The organism is Streptomyces sp. CNB091, from assembly GCF_000377965.1.
This window is the reverse complement of the sequence record NZ_KB898990.1, coordinates 365658-386308: the sequence shown is the minus strand read 5'-3', so window position 1 is coordinate 386308 and position 20651 is coordinate 365658. Positions and strand designations below refer to the sequence as shown.

Sequence of the window (20651 nt, the reverse complement as noted above, 5' to 3'; positions counted from 1 at the left end):
GTCGTGCTCGGAAATGGGTTGGCCCATCTGGAGGAGTTCGGATGAGCGGGACATCGCTGGATACGCGACCGAGGGACACGGCACCGACGTTCGTGCCGGTCGACCAGGTGACCGAAACGTCTCTCGTGCGGGTCGCCGGCTCCCTTCCCGACCACGTCAGCGCACTCGCGCAGTGCCCGGACGACCTCCCGCCGATCCTCGTGCACCGGCCGACCATGCAGGTGATCGACGGCGTGCACCGCCTACGTGCGGCCAAGCTGCGCGGGGAGACCACCATCGGTGTGCGGTTCGTCGACGGCACGGAGGAGGACGCGTTCGTGCTGGCCGTGAGCGTCAACGTGACCCAGGGGTTGCCGTTGACGCTGGCCGACCGCACCGCCGCGGCCTCCCGGATCCTGTCCTCGCATCCGCACCTGTCGGACCGCCTGATCGCGTCGACGGCCGGACTGTCCACCAAGACGGTGGCCGCGATCCGGCAGCGTACAACCGGGGAAATGACTCAGTTGCACACCCGCCTCGGCCGCGACGGGAAAGTGCGGCCACTCGACGCCTCCCACGGGCGCACGATGGCGAGTCAGGCGATTTCGAACAATCCAGATCTTTCCTTGCGTGCGATTGCCCGCATCGCCGGAATATCGGTCGGCACCGCCCGGGATGTCCGGGAAAGAATGCGCCGCGGCGAGGATCCTATTCCGCTGCGGTATCGCCTTTCCACCGGACACCGCACGGAAAGCGGCGCACCGGAGGACAAGGCATCGGGCCATCAAACCGGTGGTGACAACGGCGCCCCCGGCGCCCCCGGCACGCCTCGCGCCGAACGGGACCGGTTCCTGCTTTCGCTGCGCACCGATCCGTCGTTGCGGTTCTCCGAGATCGGCCGCGCGCTCCTGCGGCTGCTCGACGCCAACACCCTCGACAGCGCGCAGTGGGACCGTCTCGCCGCCGCCGTGCCCCATCGCTGGTCACCGGTGGTCGCCGACCTCGCCATGGACTGCGCGGCCGACTGGTCGGCACTCGCCTGCCGGGTCCGCGACCAGGTCCGCGTCAGCGCGTGAGTCCGGCGCGCACGCCACGGCGATCGCCGCCGCCAGCTGGACCACCGCGAACAGCGCGATCACCGGAAGCAGCGACGACGAATCGCCGGTGATCGCGACCGCGACCAGCGGCCAGAAGCTGGAGACCGTGACGCCCACCTGGTAGGTCACGGCGATCGCGGAGAACCGCACCATGGTCGGGAACAGGTCCACCAGGAACGCCGCCAGCCCACCGTAGATCGCACCGTGCGCGATGGTCAGCGCGGGGACGAGCACCAGGACGGCCAGTGTCGGATCGCCCGAGGACAGCCAGGCGCCCGCCGGGATCATCGCCGCCACCGAGACCGCGTAGCCGAAGATCATGACCGGCCGGCGGCCGAACCGATCGGACAGTGCGCCGAACACCGGCAGTGTCACGCACTCTCCCAAGGCCGCGATCATCAGCGCGGTCAGCACGGTCGACCGCACCTCCGGCCCGGCCTTCGCCGCGTGAGCCACCAGGAAGACGGTGAACATCGCGATCACCGACCCGGTGCCGAGCGAGGCGAGAATGCCGATCACCACGCGGCGCGGCCACCGCCTCAGCACCATGATCACCGGCACTTTGGCGGGGCGGTTCTCCGCCCGGCCACGCACGAACTCCGGTGTCTCCTCGATCCCCAGCCGGACCCAGATGCCGATGCCGACGAGGACGATGGACCCCAGGAACGGCAGCCGCCACCCCCAGGTCAGGAAGTCCTCCTCGGGCAGCTTGGAGATCAGCACGAAGGTCAGGTTGCTGCCGAACAACGCCAGCGCGAAGCCCATCGCGGGCCAGCTGCTGAAGAAGCCGCGACGTTTGGGCGGGCCGTGTTCGGTGCTGAGCAGCACCGCGCTTCCCCACTCGCCGCCGATGCCGATGCCCTGCGCGATGCGCAACGTCACCAACAGGACCGGCGCGAGGACACCGGCCGTCTCATAGGTGGGCAGCAGGCCGACGCCGAACGTGGCGATGCCCATGACGAGCAGCGTCCACACCATCATCGACTTGCGGCCCACCCGGTCGCCGAAGTGGCCGAACAGCAGGCCGCCCAGCGGGCGCGCGACGAACCCGGCCGCGTAGGTGGCGAACGACGCGAGCACACCGCCGGCAGCCGACGAGCCGGGGAAGAACAGCGGGCCGAACACCAGCGCGGACGCCGTCGCGTAGAGATAGAAGTCGTACCACTCGATGGCGGTGCCGATCGTGCTCGCGATGAGCACCCGGCGGACCGAACGGGGCGGCGAGGTCGCTCCTGGTGTCATGCGTCCTCATCGGACACGAGAACCCGCCCGCCGAACTCGTCGGGATCGGTGGCGAGGTCATAGGCCCACACCTGCCGCCCGTCCGCCTCCCAGATCACCTTCCGCCCGTCCGCCCGCACCGCGTGCAGCGCCTTCAGGTCCGGGTAGTCGTCCGAGGCGGCGGCCCTCTCCTGCGGGAAGTAGGTCTCCGAGTACGCCTCGCGGGACGCCCCGGTGCCGTCCGCGAAGAACTCGGTCAGCGAGGCGCCGTCCGACGACAGCGGGTCCAGCCCGAGATGGTCGAGGACGGTCGGCATGATGTCGACCAGCCGCACCTGGCTGTCCACGCTCATCCCCACCGGCACCCCGGGACCGCTGATGACCAGCGGCACGTGCTGGGTCGCGTCGAACAGCAGGCAGCCGTGGCCCTCCTCGTACGGGTGGCCGAGGTCGCCGGCGTGGTCGTTGGGGTACCACCCGGCCAGGTCCTCGCCGTGATCGGAGAAGCACACCACCAGCATCGACTCGATGTCGTGGCCCATCTCGGCGATGCGGCGCAGCAGGAGCTGGACGTAGTGGTCGGTGTAGGCGATCTCGCCCTCGTACGGGTTGGCCACCTCGACGCCGACGTCCTCCGGCGGCTCGTACGGCCAGTGCGCGTCGAAGAAGTGCGCGAACAGGAAGAACGGGCCGGCGCCGTCCAGCGACCCGAGCCAGCGGGTGGCGCGTTCGACCACCACCGGCGCGCGCTTGAGCGCCAGCCCGCGCAGCTTCACGTCGCCGACCGACAGCGGGTCCCGGCCGTCCGGCAGCAGCGGGATCTCGTCGTCGTAGAAGTCGAACCCGCGATCCATCCCGTACCACTGGTTCATACCGGGGCAGGACACCACCGCGCCGGTCGTGTACCCGGCCGCCGACAGGCGCTCCGCCAGCGTCGGTACCCGCTTGTCCAGCGCTTCGCGGAACAGGTGCCTGACCCCGTGGCGGGGCGGCTGGAGCCCGGTGAACACCGTGGCGTGGCTGACCGGCGTCAGGGGGCACGACGAGATCGCCTGCGTGAAGCTGACCCCGCTCGCGCGCAGCCGCTCGATGCCGGGGTACTTCCCCGAATAGGCCACGTCGGCGCGCACGGTGTCCAGGGAGATGAACAGGATGTTCGGCTGTGTGGTCACCGGGATACCTCGGTATTCCTCTGTCGACTCCAGCGGCCCCGAAAGGTAACAACGAGCTCGCGGCGTACGACAACGACGAGCTGTGCGACCTGAACACCCGTGCTGAACAGCGCGTCCGGCTCCTACAGTTACGCGGCGGAGACTCCACGACCGTGAAGCGAGGGAGCATTCACATGGCGCGTAAGTTGTCCCTGGCCCTGGAGCTGTATGCCGACGCGAACGGCACCGTCGACCAGCGCTACATCGATCAGATGCGCGACCAGGACGCCGAACCGGTGCCGCTCGATCCCACGTTGCCGAGGTTCACCCTCGTCGTCGGGCCCTCGCCGTTCACCATGCCGCGCGGTTGGGAGTTCTTCCTCACCTCCCCCTACGAGGGGGCGACGTACATCTCGACCGTGCTGCACAACGCCGGATACCCGGTGCGCATCGTCGACGTCCGCTACACCCCGAACCCCCTGCAGGCGGCGTACGAGCAGATCAACGAAGGCACCGACGTGCTCGGCATATGCACGTTCGAGGACAACTTCCCTTTCTGCCGCGCGCTGATGGCGATGGTCCGCGCATCGCACCCGGACGTACCGATCATCTGCGGCGGCTCGCTGGTCACTTCCGCGCCGGCGGTGTTCATGTCGGACACCGCCTGCGACATCGCGGTGATCAGCGAGGGCGAGATCACCATCCTGGAGCTGATGGAGAGTTACGCCCGCGGCTCGTGGAAGCAGGACCTCCCGACCGTCAAGGGCATCTGCTACCGGGACGAGAAGGGAAACGCCCGCCGCACACCGCCGCGTGGCCAGATGATGGATCTCGACGCGCTGCCCAGGATGCGTCTCGACCTGTGGCCCCAGTCGCGGTCGCCGCTCGGCATGCAGCCGCAGGTGATCTCGTCCTACAGCCGCGGCTGCAAGATGGACTGCTCGTTCTGCTACCGCACCACCCCGCAGGTGCGGGCGAAGTCGCCGGAGAAGATGGACCGCGACCTCGACTGGCTGAAGACCCAGTACGGCGTGGAGTTCTGCTTCTTCGTCGACCTCACGTTCAGCTCGCACCGCGGCCAGACCATCGAGATGTGCGACGTGATCTCCCAGCACGATCTGCGGTGGACCTGTCTGACCCGGTGCGCCGACATGGACGTACCGCGCATCGACGCGATGCGGGAGGCGGGTGCGGACATCATCCTGTACGGCGTCGAGTCGCTGGGGCGCGAGGTGTTGCGCGAGGCCCGCAAGGGCAGCAGCGAGAACCTGACCGTCCGCGCGATGCGCACCACGTTCGAGGGCGGCGTGCGGTTCGGCTCGCTGCTCATCGTCGGTCTGCCGAACGAGACCGAGGAGTCCCTGTCGGACATGGTGCAGTTCGCCGAGCAGTACAACCACGTGACCCGGGTGAAGTACCTGTCGGCCATGCCCGGCACGACGGTGTACCAGGACGCGGTGCGGAACAAGGTGATCCGCACCGAGATCGACCACCTCAACTGGCTGTCGGTCGAACAGGCGCTGCACGAGGACGAGTTCCTGAACGTGAGCGGGCTGCCCGAACAGGTCTGCCGGGACGCCTACAAGCGTGTGTACGACGCCTATCAGCCCGGCCCGGTGATGGACTTCCAGCACTGGCCGGAGCACTTCCAGTACTTCCACCCGCAGCCGGCCGACGGCACCGAGCGGTCGACGTCGTACGCCGGGAACGGCTGGCGCGCGGAGTGGAGTTCCGCCGCCGCGCCCCTGGTCCCCGGGTCCGAGCAGTACACCTTGGACAAGGTCGCCGACCCGGAGGTGGCCGCGGTCGGGAGCACGCTGATGGACTGCGGCGCGAAGAAGCTCGCGGTAGGGGGCTGACCCGTGTCCACCCAGGACGGCCCGATCCTGATCATCGGGACCGAACGCTCCGGGTCGAACCTGCTGCGGCTGGTGCTCGACGCGCACACGCGGATCGCGGTCCCGCACCCGCCGCACTTCATGCGGTACCTGTCCGGCATCCCGTACGACGGTGATGTCGACGCGATGGTGGGCGACGCGATGTCGTTGCTGCGCGACCACATCCACCCGTGGCCGCACGTGATCGACCGGGCCGCGGTGACCGGGGCGGCCGGCCCGTCGCTGTTCGGGGTGGTGGCGGCGATCTACGACCAGTACCGCGTCGCGGAGGGCGCGGCCCGGTGGGGGTGCAAGAGCACGTTCATGGTCGAGCACGTCGACGAGGTGCTCGCCGCACTCCCGGACGCGCGGTTCCTCTGGCTGGTGCGTGATCCCCGCGATGTGGCCGCGTCGGCGAAGCGGGCCGTGTTCGGCCACTGCCACCCCTATCGGATGGCGCTGCGGTGGACGGCCGAACAGGAGCTCGCCCGCGCGGCCCTGGAGCGGTGGGGGCCGCAAGTGGTGCACCTCGTGCGGTACGAGGACCTGGTGTCCGAGCCCGACCGGGAGATCCGGGCGATCTGCGACTTCGTCGGTGAGGCGTTCGAGCCCGCGATGCTGGCGCACCACCTCAGCGGCAACGCCAGGGTGACCGCGTCGCTGTCGGCGTCCTGGCGCACGGCGGGCGACCCGATCACCACGGCCCGGATCGGCGCCCACCGGCGGGGGCTGTCCGACCGGGAGCGGCGGCAGGTCGAGAGCGTGACCGCGCGGGCGATGGAGACGCTTCGCTACCCGTTCGACCGGGCCTCGCTGGACGAACCGGCTCCTGGTCCGCTCGGCGTCGCGCTGCGCGGGTTCGCGGTCCGGATGGCCGTGGAGGCGCGATCGCTGCGCACCGACCGCAACCACTTCCGGCGCTGGCGGCGCGACGCCACCGTCCGCCGGCTGCGCCGCCGCGCGAAGCCCCGCCGCGCCCTTGTTCCGGCAGGAGAGAGCAGATGAACGAAACGGGAAGCGTTCGCACGCACTTCGCCGACCGGGCGGGCACCTACGACCGGTCCAGCTCGTGGTGCACCGACGACGCGCTCGGCGAGCTGATGCTGTCCGCGGCCGCGCCCCGGCCGGGCGACGCGGTCCTGGACGTGGCGTGCGGCACCGGACTGGTGTCGAGGCTGTTCGCCGGGCGGGTGCGGCGGCTGGCGGGCGTGGACATCACGCCGGAGATGGCCGAGCAGGCGCGCGACGTGCTCGACGAGCTGGTGATCGCCCCGGCGGAGGAACTGCCGTTCGACGACGGCACGTTCGACATCGTGGTGTGCCGTCAGGGGATCCAGTTCATGACCCTGCCGGACGCGGTGCGGGAGATGGCGCGGGTGACCCGGCCTGGTGGGCGGGTCGTACTGACCCACCTGTGCGCCTACGGGGACGACGACCGCGACGAGTACGCCGAGATCCTGCGGCTGCGCAACCCGGCCCGGCGGCACTTCTTCCGGCCCGGCGATGTCGAGGCCCTGCTCGCCGGCGCGGGGTGCGGCCCGGTGCGGTCGCGGCGGTACGTGTCGGTGGAGGACGTGGACGTGTGGTCGGACAACGGCGCGATCGGCGAGGACGCGCGGGAGGCCATCCGGGACTGCTACAGGAGGGCGTCACCCGCGTTCCGCGCACGGCACGCGGTGGCGGAGGCGGACGGGCGGATCACCGACCGGATGCTGTTCGTCGTCGTCTCGGGAACGAGGGTCTGACATGGAACCGGACCAGTCCCCCGCCGACGGCGTACGGGCCGCGTTCCTCGCCGAGGCGGCCACCGCGGCGCGGTACACCTACTTCGCACAGGTCGCCGAGATCGAGGGTCACACCGAGGCGGCCCGGGTGTTCGGCGAGCTCGCCGAGAGCGTGGCCTGCGCCGCCCACGGCCACCTGGATCTGCTGCGCGACCTGCTGGGCGGCGACGACCCGGGCACCGGCCACGCGCCGGGCGACACCCGCCGCAATCTCGCCGCGGCGATCAGCGGCGACCTCGGGGAGGCCACCGAACGCTATCCCGGCCTGGCCGCGCGGGCGCACATGGGCGGCGTGGCCGATCTGGCGAGCTGGCTGGAGACGCTGTGCACGTTGAAGAAGACGCACGTGGACCGGCTGGAGCAGGCCCTCACCGGGCTGGACGAGCCGCGGTTCGCCGGGAACGGAGCGCCATGACCACCGCATACGACGCCGAGGCGATCACCGTCTACTCCGGTCTTGAGGCGGTGCGCCGCAACCCGTCGATGTACGTCGGGTCGACCGGCCCGGACGGCGCCCACCACCTGGTGCTCGAACTGGTCGACAACGCCGTGGACGAGGCCGCCGCCGGGCACTGCGGCGCGATCTCGGTGGAGCTGCACGACGACGGCTCCTGTTCGGTCACCGACGACGGCCGGGGCATCCCCACCGCCCCGCACCCGGAGGCCGGGATCCCGGCGTGTGAGCTCGTGCTCACCACGCTGCACTCGGGGGGCAAGTTCGACCACTCCTCGTACGCGACCTCGGCCGGGCTGCACGGTGTCGGCCTGGCCTGCGTGAACGCGTTGTCCCAGTGGTTGCGGCTGGACGTGTGGCGCGACGGCGCGCACCACAGCGAGTCGTTCGCCCGAGGCTCGGTCGAGACCCCGCTCAAGCGGGGCGGCGACAGCGGCCGCCGCGGCACGCGGGTGTGGTTCCGCCCGGACCCGGAGATCTTCTCCTCCTGCGTGCTCGACGCGGAGCTGCTGCACGCCCGGCTGCTCGACATCGCGTACCTGCACCCGGGCCTTCGGGTCGAGCTCATCGACCACCGCACCGGGCGAAACGAGTCGCTGTGCGAGATGACCGGGGTGCGGGGCCTGCTCACCTACCGCGCCCGCGACGCCGAGAAGGTGCACGCCGAGCCGACCACCATCACCTGGGCGGGGGACGGGTGTGTGATCGACGCCGCCGTCCAGTGGACCGAGGGGTACGCGGAGCAGATCTTCGCTTACGTCAACACCATCCGCACCGACCTGGGCGGGTCGCACGTGGACGCCCTGCGCGCGGCGCTGGCCGGGGTGGTGGCCGAACACCTCGGCCCGGCCGCGGACAAGATGACCGCGGTCGACATCCTGGAGGGGCTGACCGCGGTGATCGCGATCCGGATCCCGGACGCGCGGTTCGACGGCCAGACCAAACGGACCCTGCGCAACGACGAGGCGGGCGCCCGCGTGTTCGACGTCGTCACCGAGCAGGCGCGACGGGCGCTGGCGGCCGACCCGGAGCTGGCCCGCCGCATCGCCGAACGGGCCGTCGACGCGAGCCGGGCCCGGCTCGCCGCGCGGCTGGCCGGGCGGACGGCCCGCTCCCGGACCCGGGCCGTCGAGGTCGACTACGCGGTCTACCAGCGGCAGTTCGGGATCCGCTCGAAGGACTGGCACGACTCGTGCTCCTGGCTCACCGACGAGGACCTGCTCGGCAAGCACGCGGAGCTGTGCGCGGTGCCGCCGGACGCGCGGATGCTGGACGTGTGCTGCGGCAGCGGTGTCGTCGGCGGCGCGTTCCGCGGCCGGGTCGGCGAGATGGTCGGGCTGGACCTCACCCCGGAGATGGCCGCGCTCGCCGCCACCCGGCTGGACGTGGTGCACCAGGGCACCGTCTACGACCTGCCGTTCCCCGACGCCAGTTTCGACCTCGTGGTCACCCGGGAGGTGCTGCATCTGCTGCCTCAGCCGGAGCGGCCGGTGTCGGAGATCTTCCGTGTGCTGCGGCCGGGCGGGCAGTTCATCGTCGGGCAGATCGTGCCGTACGCGGACGTGGACGCGTTCTGGATGTTCCGCGTGTTCAAGAAGAAGCAGCCACTGCTCTACCAGATGTTCCGTGAGGAGGACTTCCGGGCGTTGCTCACCGGCGGCGGGTTCACCGATGTGCGGATGGAGGAGTACTTCCTGTGGGAGTCGATCGACCGGTGGATCGACACCCACGAGACGACACCGGCGAGCCGGCAGGAGATCTACCGCCTCTATTACGACGCGCCGCGCGAGGTGCGCGCCGTACACCCGTTCGAGGTGCTGCCGGACGGTTCGGTGCGCGACCGGTGGCGGTGGTGCGTCTACTCGGTGCGGAAGCCCGACCATGCCTAGCCGCACCGTGGACAGCCCCGTCGCCGAGGTCGTGCGCCGGCTGGAGGTGCTGCGGCCGCTGCGGGGCACGCCGGCGGAGCACTTCTGCGCGAAGGTGCGCGATCTCGTCATCGTCGCGTCGAGCTCGCGGGGCGGGTCGAGCATGCTCGCCGAGCTGCTGCGAACCTCGCCGCACCTGCTGCACCTGCGCGGAGAGCTGAATCCGCTGCTGCGGCTGGTCGGCCTCGACCACCCCCGCAGCGGCACCGGATCCGACGCGCTGGACGCGGCGCACTGGCACGGGCTTCCGCCACGGTCCCGGGCGTTGTTCGAGGCGGAACTGGCACTGGACGCGGGCTCTCCCGGGACCGACGTGGAGAACCTGGCGGTGGACGCGGCGTGGCGGCTGGTCGTGCAGTGGCCGGGGCGGGACCTCGATCCCGTCGGCCTGGTGCGGACCGCCGAGAAGGTGCTGGACCGTGATCTCCCCCGGTTCGCACGGGCGTTGATCGGCAGCGCCGGTGTGAACCCGTGGTACTACGACCTTCCCGGGCAGTCACCGGGACCACGACCGGCCGGGCCGCCCGGTGACGTGCTGCTCGAAGAGCCGCCCTTCGTCCTCCCCCGTCCGTGGCGGCCCGCGGACGAACACGATCTCGCCACGAAGCCCCTCGTGATCAAGACGCCGGGCAACGCCTACCGGCTCGGCTTCCTGCGGGCCGTCTTCCCCAACGCGCGCCTGCGGGTCCTGCACCTGACAAGGAACCCGGCCGCGTCGATCAACGGCCTGGTCGACGGGTGGCTGCACCACGGGTTCCACGCGTACCGGCTGGACGAACCACTGCGCATCGCCGGATACGCCGACGTGCGGCCGGCCGACCGGCACTGGTGGAAGTTCGACCTGTCACCCGGCTGGTACGCGTACACCGCCGCCGCCCTGCCCCGGGTCTGCGCCCACCAGTGGGTGTCGAGTCACCGTGCGGTCCTCGCGCACGGGGCGGATCACACGGTGCGATTCGAGGACCTGATCAGCGGTCCGCACGGCCGCGCGGACGCCGTCGAGCGGATCGCCGACTGGCTGGGGATCCCGTTCGACGGACCGCTGAAGCGGTCCGCGACCGACGGCATCGCCGCCACCGTGTCCACCGCCGCGCCACGCCCCGGCAGGTGGCGGGCGAGGGAAGAGGAAGTCCGGTCGGCACTGAGTACCGACGTGCTCGCGATGGCGGAGAGGCTCGGTTATGCCCGTGACGACCACTGGATCTGAGCTGAGCACCCACGGCGGCCCGGGGTGGGTCCCCCGCGTGGCGTCACACGTGGACGACGTCGCGGCCGGGAGTGTGTGGGCGCCGTGCGGGTACCGGTCGGAGACGGCCGCGCTGCGGTCCGTGCTGCTGGTCCGCCCGCCGGACAGCATCGCCGCGGTGCGACGCCCGGGGGCCTCGCTCATGCTCGGGCCGGTGGATCTGGCGGCGATGCGGGCCCAGTGCGACGCGCTCGCGGACCGCCTGCGGGGCCACGGCGTCGAGGTACACCTGACCTCCCCCGAGGCGACGCCGAACGTGGTGTTCGCGCGGGACCTGTTCTGGATGACCCCGGCCGGAGCGGTGGTGGCACGGATGGCGTCGGCGCAGCGGGCCGGTGAGGAACGGCATGCCGCGCTCGCGCTGGCCGGGGCAGGGTTCCCGATCCTGCGCACGGTGTCGGGCACCGCCGTGTTCGAGGGCGCCGACGCGCTGTGGATCGACCCGTCGACCGTGATCGTCGGTACCGGATTCCGCACGAACGACGCCGGCGCGGCCGAGGTCGCCTCGGCGGTCGCGGCACTGGGAGCGCGGGTGGTGACGGTGCCGCTGGCGCCGGGCGTACAGCACCTGCTGGGGACGGTGGTGTTCCTCGACCCGTCCACCGCCGTCGTCCACCGGGCCGCGACCTCGCCGCAGTTGGCGGCGCTCCTCGCGGAGTACGGCTATCGGGTGATCGCGCTGCCGCCGGACGAGGAACTGCTGGTGGGGCGCGGGATGAACCTGCTGGTACTCGCGCCGGGACGGGTGCTGATGCCCGCGGGCTGCCCGGGGATCCGCCGAACGCTGGAGCGGGCGGGCGTGGCGGTCGAGGAGATCGACGTCGGCGAGTATCTGTGGGCGGCCGGCGGGGTCGGCTGCGTGACCGGGGTGGTGCGCCGTGAGCACTGAGAGCCGACCGGTCACCGGGCCGGCTACTGAGCCGGGTACACCGTGGGGTCGTCCAGCGGCACCTTCAGCCAGGAGATCATCTGCCGGAGCTGGTGGTACGCCGCGAGCCGCTGCTCGTCGGAGTCGGCCTCCTCCGCGGCCGCGATCGGCTCCCACAGGCGCGGCACCATCACCGGCCCGAGTTCGAGCAGGCCGCCGCTGCCGCCGGTGGCCCACTTCGCCAGCACGTACCGGACGATCGCGCCGACCGGGATGTCCAGGTTCCGGGACATGCCGCGCACGGTCTCCAGCGGGTCGAGGAGCCCGTAGTCGACCACCTCGGCCTTGAAGTTGGCATGCGGGTCATCCGGTGGCCAGCACCGCTCCCACTGGCGCAGCCGAACCGCCGGCGTACCGGTCACGTCGTAGGCCAGGTCATCCATGTCGCCATCCATGCCGCCACCCTAAGGCGGCACCGAGCTTGTCCGACCGGGCAGGGATGAACACCGAAGTCAGGAAAGGAGAAACCAGTGAACGAGAACCTTCGTGAGGAGCGACTCGCCCTCGTTCCGGCCGACTCGGGCGCCGCGACCAGCGGCACCGCCACGGCCGACGACGAGGCGATCCGCCAGCAGCTGCGCAGCCTCGGCTACCGCATCTGACCGAACACCGCCCCGGTCCGCCCGCACGGGCGGGCCGGGGCGTCCCGAGCAGGGTCACCGTGCTGGTGGGCGGGGGTGTTGACCACCCGCCGGCGCGTTGTAGCGTGCGGCGACCTGGAGGCGGCATGGCTGAGACGACCAACCCGTTCGACGACGACAACGCACCGTTCTGGGTGCTGCGCAACGACGAGGACCAGCACTCCCTGTGGCCGGAGTTCGCTCCGGTGCCCGCCGGGTGGCACGTGGTGCACGGCCCGGACGGCCGGGCGGCGTGCCTGGCCTACGTCGAGGAGAACTGGACCGATCTGCGTCCGGCCTCCCTGCGCCGCGCCATGGACGACGCGACCGGGTGAGCTACCGGATGGATACGCGGTCTTCGCAGGGGCGGCGGCGTTGGACCGCTTCGTCACCCGCGTCGCCCGCGGGAACCTGGCGGCATGGCCGCATGGGGGCAGAACAGTGAGCCAGTCCGCACTTCCGTTTCCACGACCACGACCACGTTCACGGGAGAAGCGCGGGCGCGCGCTGATCGTGCAACAGGGCGCCTGGGACATGCCGAAGGAGTCGATGCCGCTCGCCGCCGGCTATCTGACAGCCGCGGCACGGGTCGATCCCCTGGTGGGACCCGAGTTCGACGTGGCGATACAGAACTTCCGCGGTGGAGAATCGCTCGGCTCGATGGCGCGCACGGTCTTCTCCGGTGTGGTGCCGGACGTGCTGGCGTTCTCGGTCCTCGGCTGGAACCTCAACCAGTTCGGCGCGCTCGCCGAGACCTACAAGTCGGTGCGCCCGGACGGCTGGGTCGTCTTCGGCGGAACGCACGTCGCCCACCAGGCGGAACGCGTCTTTAGGCGCTTCCCCGAGGTCGACGTCGTCGCCAACGGCGAGGGCGAGTTCACCTTCCGCGACCTGCTGCTCGCCGTCCTGGAGGAGAAGTCGCCGCACGATCTGGCCCAGGTGCCGGGAATCTCCTACCGCGACGAGGAAGGCACGATCCACACCACTGCCGAGGCACCGCGCATCGACGACCTGGACATCATTCCGTCACCCTTCCTCACGGGGGCCATCCCGCTGCTCGACCACCGTGGCCGGTTCCCCTACGACGTCGCGCTGATGGAGACCAACCGAGGCTGTCCGTACAAGTGCTCGTTCTGCTATTGGGGCGGCGCGGTCGGCCAGCGGATGCGCGACTTCTCCCGTGAGCGGCTGCGCGCGGAGCTCGACCTCTTCGGCTATCACCGGATTCCGACGGTGGTGCTGTGCGACTCCAACTTCGGCATGCGACAGCCGGACGCGGAGTTCGTCGAGGATCTCGTCAGGACACGCGAGAAATACGGGTTCCCGAAGTCGTTGGAGACGTCATGGGCGAAGAACAAGTCCAAGACGTTCCACGACATCATCCGCCGGATGAAGGCCGAGGGGTTCCAGAGCTCGTTCACCGTGGCGCTGCAGACACTGGACGACACGGCGTTGCGTGACATGGGCAGAAGCAACATGCGGCTCAACCAGTGGAAGGAGCTGGCGGCATGGCTCGCGGCGGAGGGGCTCGACGCCTACGCGGAGCTGATCTGGGGCGCGCCAGGTGAGACGGTCGACTCCTTCCTGGCGGGCTACGACCAACTGTCCGAACACGTGTCCCGTATCGCCGTTTACCCCCTGTTGCTGCTGCCCAACACGAACTACACGGAGAACCGCGAGGAGCACGGCTTCGTCACCGTCCGCGGCGACAGCGACGACTTTGAATACGTTCTCGCCAACCGCACCGTCACGGTCGCGGAGAACACGACGATGCAGCGGTTCATGTTCTGGGCCCGGATGATGAGCGAGAACATGTACTTCCGGCACATCTGGGTGCCGCTGCGGGAGCTCGCCGGGCTCACCCAGAGCGCCGTACTGCTGATCCTGTCGGACTGGTTCCAGGACTCGACCGACGCCGCCGTCGCCGAGTTGCTCGGCCACGGCCGCGAGTTCACCGACTCCGGCCTGGTCGTCGAGTCGCTGCACAAACTCTACGCCGACCCGCGGTTCGCGCCGGTCTTCCAGCGGTGGTGGGACGAGGCGATCCTGCCGAAGGCGCCCGAGCGGCACAGGCCTCTGCTCGACGAGATCTTCCGCTACGACAACGCGACCCGCCCGATCTACGCCGGCTCGGGCGCCGAGGACGCCGAGCTGTGCAGCATCGACGGCCTGCCGCACTACGTCCGCGGCGGCCAGCGGTTCCAGTACGCGATGCCGCACATTCTCGATGCCATCCGCACCGGCCGGCCGTTCGACGACGCACCCTCGCCGGTCGAACTCACGCTCGCGTACCGCGTCGGATTCGACGACTACCTCGACAACCACGAACTCGCGACCTACTACGCCGGTCGCTGCCTAGAGATCCGGTAGCCGACAGCGCCACGGACGAACGCTACGTGAGATCGCGGCCGCGGCTGCCGTCCCACGGTCGATGGCTCGTGGTCACCGGTCAGGATTCGACCTCGAATGCGAGTTCGTCGTAGCGGCGCTCCGCGATCTGCTCCCGAGACCCCGAGACGAGGGTGATGCAGTCCCCGCCGAAGACCGCGCTCTCCGGGATGGACATGAACAGGACGCTCCCCCGGTCCTCCAATGGATCGTGCCAGGCAGGAGAGAAGCCGCCGAGCTGAATGCCGTAGCCCCAGCGCACGGCGAGAACCGCCCCCATCTCCTCTATCAGGCTGTCCACGAGGCGGGCCCGCTCGGCGTCTCCCTCGGCGTAGTCGACCGCTTCCGCCACGTGCGACCGGTGGAGGGCGCCGGGCATGGTGGTTCCGGGCACCGCGTACAGCGGGAACGATTCGTCAGTGTTCAGGCCGCCCGGCTCCGCTTCCCGGGAGTGGCGTTCGACGGTTTCGGTCCCCACCGGCAGGTGGATGACGAAGCCTTCGTCCTGGTCCGTGACTTCGGCGAGGACGGCCACCTCGCCGTCGGTGGGAAAGTCGATGTCGAGGACGCCGGCGGGTATGGCCGCGCAGTCGACGGTCACCACGTGCGGCACGTACGCGGGCACGACCACATCCTCCGGCAGATGAGCGGGCCCGCCCGCCCGAGCGGCCGGAGCGGCGTTCATCCGCAGCTCTTCCGGCAGTTCCTCGTGGCGGCAGAGGTAGACGCAGGGGCGCAGGAGGCGGACGAACGCCTCGGTCACCGGCTCGGGTACGCCAAGGGCCCGCCCGGCATCGCGGACGCTTTCAGATGCGGTCGCAGTCATGGATGTCACCGTGCCATACCCCACTGACAGCACTGACACCACTGACACCACTGTGTGGTCGTCATCGCTACTGCCCTGCCCGGGCCGGACGCCTCAAGAACAGCATGAACCGCTCTCATCGGATGCGCGACGCCTCGGGTCCGCTTTCAGGTAGCTGGTGACTCGGCCGGAGCGGTCGTGGACGCGAGCGAGGTGTTGCCGCAACCGGATGTGCCGGAACTGGTACACGGCACCGGCCTGCCGGAGCACCCCTCGGCGATAGGCGTCATCCAGAAAGGCGGCGGTGTCCCACGGCAGCTTGCGCGTCAGCGGTAACCAGAACCGGGCCACCGTCACCCACTGCCCCCACGCCGTGAGTGCGAGCACGTACGTCGCGGAGCCGCCGAGCCCGCCGACCGCTCCCAGAAGCAGAGCCGTGTCCAACGGCCACACGACCGTCCAACGCAGCACCTGCTGGAGCAGGCCGACGACGACATGTCCGCAGACAGCGAGTCCGGCAGTGACAGCGGCAGCGAGCACGAGGAACTGCCGGGTGGCGGTTGCCCGGTTGACGGACAGCAGTCGCATCGGCGTGGCCGCGGCGGCGATGTCCACGGGTGCCTCGAAGGCCGCGAGGAGCCCGAAGGTCAAGCCGGCCGTCAGGCCGAAGATCAACCCCAGGATCAGCGTGTCCTGAATCGTCGCGCCGATCAGATCCGCGTGGGGGACTGTTCCGGCCAACGCCCGGGACATTGCGTTCGTCCAGCCGTGTGCGACCCCCAGCGCGGAGCCGCCCAGCACCCCTACTCCGAAGCGCGTGAGGATTTCACGAAGCGGCCTGTGCCCGTCCCGGGGGGCCACGGCCGCCAGCCGAAGACGTACCTGGGTCGGAACGGCCACGGCACGGCCCGCCGCGGCCAGGGCGCAGTGCGCGATACCGAAGACGACCGCAGAGCAGAGCCCGAACACCGCCACCTCGAGCTTCGCCGGCCTCTGCACGAAGGGCATGTACCCGATGGAAACGGCAAAAAGTATCACAAGCCAGTTGGCCGCGAACATGCACAGTCCGCCGAGCAGCGCGGTGTGCAGGACGCGCACCGGCAGCCGTACGGACGCGCCGAGGCGCCACCAGGCAAGGTCTCGACGCTCGTGGGCGCCGGTGGCCAGGCTGTGGGCGAGGTAGCCGAGCCAGCGTTCGGCTTGGTCGGGGTCGCGGTTGCGCTGACCGGGGGCGGGGGCGGCCCGTTCGCGGGTGCGGTGTCGGTAGACCGTGGGCACGAAGTTCGCCAACAGATGTTCCTCAAGGTGGCGCCCAGTGGGAAAGGTCGCGACGTCAAGCAGTTCGACGGGGTCGTTGCCGGGCACCTCGCTGTACATCGTCCGCGCCAGGGTGACCATCAGGGGCGTTCCCAGGACCTGTCCGAGCTGGATGCTCGCCGGGGTGTCACGGGCCCGCAGTTCGTCCAGGACGGCACCCCACACGCCGGTGGCACCGCGGTTGCCCAGAGAGTCGCCGAGGCGGTCGGTCCGGGGCAGGTACGCGGCCAGGTCTTCGACGGTCAGGTCGGCGAGTTCGACGCAGGCTGCCAGCACCAGAGGCGCGTGCACGTCGCGGACCGCTCGGGCGTACTCGTCCCGTCGGCTGGTCAGGACCACTGGGTGGGACGTGGCGTTGAGTGCTTCCAGCGCGGGGCCGCGCAGGGCTTCGGCGAGCTCGTCGAAGCCGTCCAGGACGGGCAGGATCAGATCGGAGTCGACGAGTTCGGCGGCCAGCGTCGCACCCTCGGGAGTCGTACGGGCCAGATGCGGGTGGTCCCGTAAAAGATGGTCGACCAGCAGGTCTCGCGGTGTGAGGGTCAGCGGGTCCCAGGATCCGATGCTGAGAATGACCGGCACCCGGAGGGCGGGGCTGGGGGCTGAGAGGAGTTCGAGGACGAACTTGATGGCCAGGATGGACTTGCCCGAGCCGGCGCGACCGAGAATGACCAGTCGCTGCGACTCGATACGACGACGGCCGCTACGTCTCCATCGTCACCAATATGTTGGTGACGATGGGCCAGCGCCCGGACGCGCAGCTACGGCAACTGCTGGACACGGCGCTGGGCGAGGACGCACCACAGCGCGACTGACGCCGGCACACAGCGTCCTCGCACCGTGTCCCCCTCACCCGCACCGTGGCACCACCGTCTGACGTGGCCGGTGTGCGCGTCGCGTCGGCCCCGTCTCCCGGGACGCGGCCGACGCGACGGGGGAGCGCACACCGGCCGCCCCTCCAGCACACGCCTTGCCGCGCACTCACTCCCCTTTCCTCTTGCCTACGAGCGCGCGCCCTCCAGCCCGGCTCTTCGTACGCCGGCGCTCGGTGTTCAGGCCCTCCTCCCCCATCCCCCGTGTCCCACGGCACCAAGGAGTTGACATGGCACACCGGTACCGGTGCGGCGAATGCAGGTTCGCCACCCGGTGGACCACCGAATCCGAGGTCGGCGATCTCGCGGCGGCCCACTACGCCGAGAACCACCCCGGTCTGGCACTCGGCGGCATCGTCGAGATCAACCAGAAGAACCCAAACTCCCTCAGGTTCCTCCAGATGCTCGGGATCGCGCTTCTCCTGCTCGTGATCGTCGCCACCTGCCGGCGGTAGGCGGCGTTGTCTTCCTCCGGCCTGCCGAGTCACTGCAGGCCAAGAGAGGTGCGGGGACGGCGATCGCCTCCCTGTTCCCCGAGCAACGGCAGCGGGTCGGCCACCGTTCGCGGGCCAGGTGGTGAATCCGCGCACGACGGGGCCGCACGTGGCGCCCGCCTCAGTTCGGTCCCGTGGTGACCGGGGGCGCCGCCGGCACCGCCAGGGGCCGGTGCCAGTTCCTCCGGTAATGGATCAGAGGCGTTTCGTCCAGGAGGGTGATGGCCTCCAGGCGGCCTATGAGGATGCTGTGGTCGCCTCCCGGGAGAACGTTCTCGCGCGTGCAGAGGAAGCGTGCCGCCACACCGGTCAGCCCTGGCAGCCCGCCCTCCAGCCGGGCGAGTTCCGCTTCCGCCTCCGCCCTGTCGTGCCGCGCGAACGCCTTTGCCACATGGGCCTGTTCGTGCGTGAGCACATTGACGAGGAAGCGGTCCGCCGTGGTGAAGACGTCATGGGCGCGGCCGGCCCGGTTGACGCAGACGAGAAGCAGCGGCGGATCCTCGGAGAGGCTGCACATCGCGCTCGCGGTGAAGGCGCGCGGTTTCCCGTCCTCGCGGCAGAGGGTGGTGACCACGGAAACGGGTGCGGCGACCCGCGCCATCGCCTCCCGGAACGCCTCCCGGGTCACAGGCGGGACGGATGGCGGCGCGGGATCCTCCGCCAGCACCGTACGAATCCGTCCGGCGATGCGCCGTGCGCGGGCATCCCCGTGCCCCTGGTCCGCGGTATCGGCCCTGAGGTGTGTCACGGGTGCCGCGGCACGTCCGGCCCACAGTTCGTCCGTGCAGCGTTCACACGCGGCGGACTCCTCGTGGCCCGCGATCACCGTGACCGGACACCGCAGCCGCGAGGGCCCGGCCGGATGACCGTAGGGACGGTAGCCGTCGTGGGGTTTGCGCGGGTCTGTGACATCGACGGCCCGGCCCTCCCCGGGGCACCGGCACTCCGCCGACGGACCAGCCGATACGAACAGGTGCCGCGGATCGCGGTGGCCGGCGGCCACCAGCGCATGCGCCAGGGCGTATCCGGTCTCGCCCCCGGGGCCGCAGTCGTAGACGGCGTAGTCCGCCTCGCCGAGCCGGCGCGCCGCACGGGCCGCCAGACCGTCGATGTCCTCACCCGGGATCATGTGCGGCCCGTCGCGGTGTCCGGCCGGTTCCGTCGTCAGGATCTCGGTCCCGGTGCCCAGGGCGTCCAGCACCCGTCGGCAGACGTGCGGGACCTGCTCGTCCCGGCAGGGAATCCACAGGAGCTTCCCGGCCGGCGGCTCCACGTCTTCGGTCCGTTGCGGCTTCACGGCTGATGCTCCTGACTCCCGGCAAGGCTGACGCGGTGGGAAGGGATTTCACGGCCCCCACGGCATGTCACGGCATCACGAGAGGTCCGCCCAGAATGAAGCGGTCGAGAGGCTCGGCCATGGCGCTCCTGGCCGGCGGGTGAAGCGCCAGGGCACGGGCCGACATGAAGTACGTCGTACTGAAGCCGCTGATCATGTACGACCCGCCGCCGAGCAGCTCGGTGGCGTGCGCGGCTATGCGCGCGACGGTGCGCTGTGCGGAGTACCGCACGTACAGCGCACGGGCGACGCCCTGCGGATCGTCGTCCTCCTGCGTCACCGCACGGGCCACGGCTTCCAGCGAGGCCATGGCGGTCTCCAGATCGCCGACGAGCTCGATCCGCTCCGCGGCGGAACCGCGACGCTGCTCGATCACCGCCTCGACCAGCCCGCTGGCCACCCCGATGTAGCTGGCCGAGACCATCAGCTCGAAGATGTGAAAGACCATCGCGAGCGCGGCGTTCAGGGTCTGGGGGTCGCCCAGGGACGATATGTGGCCGTCCGGCACATCGACGTCGGTCAGCACCACCTCACGGGTTTCGGACCCCGGCAGCACCTGCGCGTCCCCGAGCGGCCGTACCTCGATCCCCTCGGCACCGGCCGGGATGATCGCGAGGGCCATCTCCTTCTCGCCCGTGTCCGGCGACGTCACCATGACACTGGCCGTGAGGAAGTCCATCGACTCCGCGAGGCTGCAAGGCTTCTTCGCCCCGTTGAGGCGCCACCCGTCGCCGTGGCGCTCGGCCCTCAACATCGGTACGAGGATGCTGGCGGCCGGCTTGCCCTCACCGAAGCCTGACGCAAGGTACAGCTTGTTGTCCACGACCGCGGTGAGCAGTTCCTCCGTGGCGGGGCACGGCGGCATCGCCATGACCGTGCAGTGGTGCATGTTCGCGGCCAGGGCCAGGGACGGGGACCGCGCGCCCAGCAGCCGCTGGACGTGCAGGCCCTCCGTCAAGGAGGCCGCGAGCCCGCCGTATTTCCCGGGGACCATGAGAGCGGGCCCGCCGAACTCCCGGAATATGTCGAGTCCGGGGGACTTTCCGGACTCCAGCTCGGCTACAGGGACCTCGCGGAGCCTCTGATCGAGGCCGGGGAACAGGCGTTCAGCAGTGGACATTTCCCCGACCATGAAGTTCATGGACACGTATGCACCT

The 20651-nt window shown here is 70.3% G+C and carries 19 protein-coding genes; 12 read left to right on the top strand and 7 right to left on the bottom strand.

Features of this window, described 5'->3' with window-relative positions; genetic code table 11:
• Positions 1–41: 41 nt before the first annotated feature.
• The gene (locus D581_RS1000000139235; RefSeq protein WP_078625539.1) at positions 42–1055 is read left to right on the top strand and encodes a ParB/RepB/Spo0J family partition protein; all 1014 of its coding nucleotides are present in this window, start codon (positions 42–44) and stop codon (positions 1053–1055) included.
• On the opposite strand, the gene D581_RS0101660 is transcribed toward D581_RS1000000139235, so the two are convergent.
• Positions 963–2318, bottom strand: coding sequence for an MFS transporter (locus D581_RS0101660; RefSeq protein WP_026290081.1), 1356 nt, complete (start codon positions 2316–2318; stop codon positions 963–965). The genes D581_RS1000000139235 and D581_RS0101660 overlap by 93 nt on opposite strands.
• Positions 2315–3469: a sulfatase gene (locus D581_RS0101655; RefSeq protein WP_018955485.1), complete on the bottom strand. Its 1155-nt coding sequence runs from the start codon at positions 3467–3469 to the stop codon at positions 2315–2317. The genes D581_RS0101660 and D581_RS0101655 overlap by 4 nt, the downstream gene beginning before the upstream one ends.
• Positions 3470–3642: 173 nt before the next feature.
• On the opposite strand from D581_RS0101655, the gene D581_RS0101650 reads away from it, so the two are divergent.
• Genes D581_RS0101650 through D581_RS0101620 form a run of 7 tightly spaced genes read left to right on the top strand, consistent with a single transcriptional unit; the run spans position 3643 to position 11626 of the window.
• On the top strand, positions 3643–5307 hold the full coding sequence (locus D581_RS0101650) for a B12-binding domain-containing radical SAM protein (RefSeq protein ID WP_018955484.1): 1665 nt from the start codon (positions 3643–3645) through the stop codon (positions 5305–5307).
• Positions 5308–5310: 3 nt separating this feature from the next.
• On the top strand, positions 5311–6330 hold the full coding sequence (locus D581_RS0101645; protein WP_018955483.1) for a sulfotransferase family protein: 1020 nt from the start codon (positions 5311–5313) through the stop codon (positions 6328–6330).
• Positions 6327–7070 (top strand): class I SAM-dependent methyltransferase, encoded by a 744-nt coding sequence (locus tag D581_RS0101640; protein WP_018955482.1) that lies wholly within the window; start codon positions 6327–6329, stop codon positions 7068–7070. The genes D581_RS0101645 and D581_RS0101640 overlap by 4 nt, the downstream gene beginning before the upstream one ends.
• Before the next feature lies 1 nt (position 7071).
• Positions 7072–7524 carry a rubrerythrin family protein gene (locus D581_RS0101635; protein WP_018955481.1) on the top strand — a complete coding sequence of 151 codons (453 nt, stop codon included), beginning with the start codon at positions 7072–7074 and terminating at the stop codon, positions 7522–7524.
• On the top strand, positions 7521–9452 hold the full coding sequence (locus D581_RS0101630) for a methyltransferase domain-containing protein (RefSeq protein ID WP_018955480.1): 1932 nt from the start codon (positions 7521–7523) through the stop codon (positions 9450–9452). The genes D581_RS0101635 and D581_RS0101630 overlap by 4 nt, the downstream gene beginning before the upstream one ends.
• A complete protein-coding gene (locus D581_RS0101625) occupies positions 9445–10698 on the top strand; it encodes a sulfotransferase (RefSeq protein WP_026290080.1) in 1254 nt (417 codons plus the stop codon). Before D581_RS0101630 ends, D581_RS0101625 begins: the two co-directional genes overlap by 8 nt.
• Positions 10699–10735: 37 nt before the next feature.
• A complete protein-coding gene (locus D581_RS0101620; RefSeq protein ID WP_018955478.1) occupies positions 10736–11626 on the top strand; it encodes an arginine deiminase family protein in 891 nt (296 codons plus the stop codon).
• A 23-nt stretch (positions 11627–11649) separates the two neighbouring features.
• Here the strand turns inward: D581_RS0101620 and D581_RS0101615 are convergent, their stop codons facing one another.
• Positions 11650–12060: a DUF6027 family protein gene (locus D581_RS0101615; protein ID WP_026290079.1), complete on the bottom strand. Its 411-nt coding sequence runs from the start codon at positions 12058–12060 to the stop codon at positions 11650–11652.
• Positions 12061–12135: 75 nt separating this feature from the next.
• Between D581_RS0101615 and D581_RS1000000141810 the strand changes: the two genes are divergently transcribed.
• The 3 genes from D581_RS1000000141810 (at position 12136) to D581_RS0101600 (ending at position 14655) form a co-directional block, all read left to right on the top strand.
• Positions 12136–12267, top strand: coding sequence for a hypothetical protein (locus D581_RS1000000141810; RefSeq protein WP_018955476.1), 132 nt, complete (start codon positions 12136–12138; stop codon positions 12265–12267).
• A 125-nt stretch (positions 12268–12392) separates the two neighbouring features.
• Positions 12393–12620, top strand: a complete 228-nt coding sequence (locus D581_RS0101605) for an MbtH family protein (RefSeq protein WP_018955475.1) — start codon at positions 12393–12395, stop codon at positions 12618–12620.
• A 178-nt stretch (positions 12621–12798) separates the two neighbouring features.
• Positions 12799–14655, top strand: a complete 1857-nt coding sequence (locus D581_RS0101600) for a KedN5 family methylcobalamin-dependent radical SAM C-methyltransferase (RefSeq protein ID WP_026290078.1) — start codon at positions 12799–12801, stop codon at positions 14653–14655.
• 79 nt (positions 14656–14734) lie between these two features.
• On the opposite strand, the gene D581_RS0101595 is transcribed toward D581_RS0101600, so the two are convergent.
• Together D581_RS0101595 and D581_RS1000000141530 are read right to left on the bottom strand one after the other, a co-directional pair.
• Complete coding sequence (locus D581_RS0101595; protein WP_026290077.1) at positions 14735–15499, bottom strand: hypothetical protein; 765 nt, start codon at positions 15497–15499, stop codon at positions 14735–14737.
• Between the two features lie 93 nt (positions 15500–15592).
• Positions 15593–17461 carry an NACHT domain-containing protein gene (locus D581_RS1000000141530; protein WP_486585786.1) on the bottom strand — a complete coding sequence of 623 codons (1869 nt, stop codon included), beginning with the start codon at positions 17459–17461 and terminating at the stop codon, positions 15593–15595.
• Positions 17462–17894: 433 nt separating this feature from the next.
• On the opposite strand from D581_RS1000000141530, the gene D581_RS0101580 reads away from it, so the two are divergent.
• Positions 17895–18119 (top strand): hypothetical protein, encoded by a 225-nt coding sequence (locus D581_RS0101580; RefSeq protein WP_018955470.1) that lies wholly within the window; start codon positions 17895–17897, stop codon positions 18117–18119.
• 160 nt (positions 18120–18279) lie between these two features.
• On the opposite strand, the gene D581_RS1000000141525 is transcribed toward D581_RS0101580, so the two are convergent.
• Both D581_RS1000000141525 and D581_RS0101570 read right to left on the bottom strand, forming a co-directional pair.
• Positions 18280–19455: a flavin reductase family protein gene (locus tag D581_RS1000000141525; RefSeq protein ID WP_018955469.1), complete on the bottom strand. Its 1176-nt coding sequence runs from the start codon at positions 19453–19455 to the stop codon at positions 18280–18282.
• 67 nt (positions 19456–19522) lie between these two features.
• Entirely contained in the window at positions 19523–20614 is a 1092-nt protein-coding gene (locus tag D581_RS0101570; RefSeq protein ID WP_199787759.1) for an acyl-CoA dehydrogenase family protein, read from the bottom strand.
• Positions 20615–20651: the final 37 nt, after the last annotated feature.

Coding starts and splice junctions, on each gene's coding strand:
- D581_RS1000000139235 (WP_078625539.1), top strand. CDS start 42: ATGAGCGGGACATCGCTGGATACGCGACCGAGGGACACGGCACCGACG.
- D581_RS0101660 (WP_026290081.1), bottom strand. CDS start 2,318: ATGACACCAGGAGCGACCTCGCCGCCCCGTTCGGTCCGCCGGGTGCTC.
- D581_RS0101650 (WP_018955484.1), top strand. CDS start 3,643: ATGGCGCGTAAGTTGTCCCTGGCCCTGGAGCTGTATGCCGACGCGAAC.
- D581_RS0101640 (WP_018955482.1), top strand. CDS start 6,327: ATGAACGAAACGGGAAGCGTTCGCACGCACTTCGCCGACCGGGCGGGC.
- D581_RS0101635 (WP_018955481.1), top strand. CDS start 7,072: ATGGAACCGGACCAGTCCCCCGCCGACGGCGTACGGGCCGCGTTCCTC.
- D581_RS0101630 (WP_018955480.1), top strand. CDS start 7,521: ATGACCACCGCATACGACGCCGAGGCGATCACCGTCTACTCCGGTCTT.
- D581_RS0101625 (WP_026290080.1), top strand. CDS start 9,445: ATGCCTAGCCGCACCGTGGACAGCCCCGTCGCCGAGGTCGTGCGCCGG.
- D581_RS0101615 (WP_026290079.1), bottom strand. CDS start 12,060: ATGGATGGCGACATGGATGACCTGGCCTACGACGTGACCGGTACGCCG.
- D581_RS0101605 (WP_018955475.1), top strand. CDS start 12,393: ATGGCTGAGACGACCAACCCGTTCGACGACGACAACGCACCGTTCTGG.
- D581_RS0101595 (WP_026290077.1), bottom strand. CDS start 15,499: ATGACTGCGACCGCATCTGAAAGCGTCCGCGATGCCGGGCGGGCCCTT.
- D581_RS0101580 (WP_018955470.1), top strand. CDS start 17,895: ATGGCACACCGGTACCGGTGCGGCGAATGCAGGTTCGCCACCCGGTGG.
- D581_RS0101570 (WP_199787759.1), bottom strand. CDS start 20,614: ATGTCCACTGCTGAACGCCTGTTCCCCGGCCTCGATCAGAGGCTCCGC.